Origin of the sequence: Leptospira borgpetersenii serovar Javanica, from assembly GCF_003046425.1 — a bacterium.
Lineage (GTDB): Bacteria > Spirochaetota > Leptospiria > Leptospirales > Leptospiraceae > Leptospira > Leptospira borgpetersenii.
Genome location: NZ_QAJG01000069.1, coordinates 1 through 1109, shown reverse-complemented (window position 1 = coordinate 1109; position 1109 = coordinate 1). Strand labels below are relative to the sequence as shown.

The following is a 1109-nucleotide window of genomic DNA, read 5'->3' as shown; positions in this document are numbered from 1 at the left end:
ATTGGGCTGGTCTAAGAAACCGTTGACCGCACCTTGATTTTCGGAACCGTCATCGCAAAGCAGACGGATAGGTTTGTGAAAGAGATTGAATTTTTCGCAAACTTCTTTCAGATTTGAAACCGTATTCTTTGCGTTCCATTCCAGTGAAGCTTTCCATCCGAGAATCGTACGGGAAAAATTGTCCATGATGAAGTGAATGTAAGCCTTAGAGCCGTCTTGCACGCGTAAGATGGTAGTATCCATATGAAGAAGAGTTAAAGGAGAAGAAGCACGAATCCCGATTCTTTGTTTCGGTTTCCGGAAACGTTTGAAATCCGGTCTTAAAGCCCGAGCATACTTGTAAAAGGTGCTTAAATTCATAAAAGCCTGAGAGTCGTTTAACATTTGATAGAAGACGGATCGTAGAGGCCAATGTTGAAGCTCCGGTTTTTTAAGATATTCTGCAATGATCGTTTGCTCTTTGGAAGTGAGTTGCTTGGGATATAATTTTCTACAAAGATTAAAAGTAGAAGTGAAACAGTGAATCTCGTTTTTCCAACGATAAAAACGTTGTGAAGAGATCTTCAAAAGCTTGCAAGCGGCTTTGATACCGATGAGAGGAGAGATTCTTGTAACAATGAAAACGATGTTTTTCTTTTGTTCGCTCCAAATTCTTCTTTTTCCTCGCATGTTTTCCGTTAAGAAGAAGTAGAATTGAAAAACTAAAAGAAGAGCGGAAAGAGTTTTTTTGAAGGTTTTACTTTCCGAAATCTTTCTGTAGACTTCGTCTTTAAAATGAGCGGGATCATCTTCGGTAAACCCGACGACTAAAGAGAGATTCCGTTTTTTCCAATCGGAGAAAGTCGAGTCCGGAATACGGGATCTTTCCTTTTTAGATAACATTCCTAATTGCGCTTTGAGAACAAGGGCGGTGTGGTGTGATACGAGTTTTTAATTTTGATACATTTCGTTTTCATGATTTTGCAGGAAACAATTAATAAGGAAGTTTTGTAAAGAAAAAAATAAAAAGAACATAAAAATAATGTGATATTCTAATTTTAAAAGTTAAATACTCATTTCCACCGGGACTTAGTTTTCCTAAAATAAAAACAGTGCACCGCCGATTCCGA

General features: G+C 37.8%; 1 protein-coding gene. It reads right to left on the bottom strand.

Features of this window, described 5'->3' with window-relative positions; translation table 11 throughout:
• A partial coding sequence (locus tag CLV95_RS18550; RefSeq protein WP_107695067.1) for a DDE-type integrase/transposase/recombinase occupies positions 1 to 882 on the bottom strand: 882 nt, incomplete at its 3' end.
• Positions 883 to 1109: the final 227 nt, after the last annotated feature.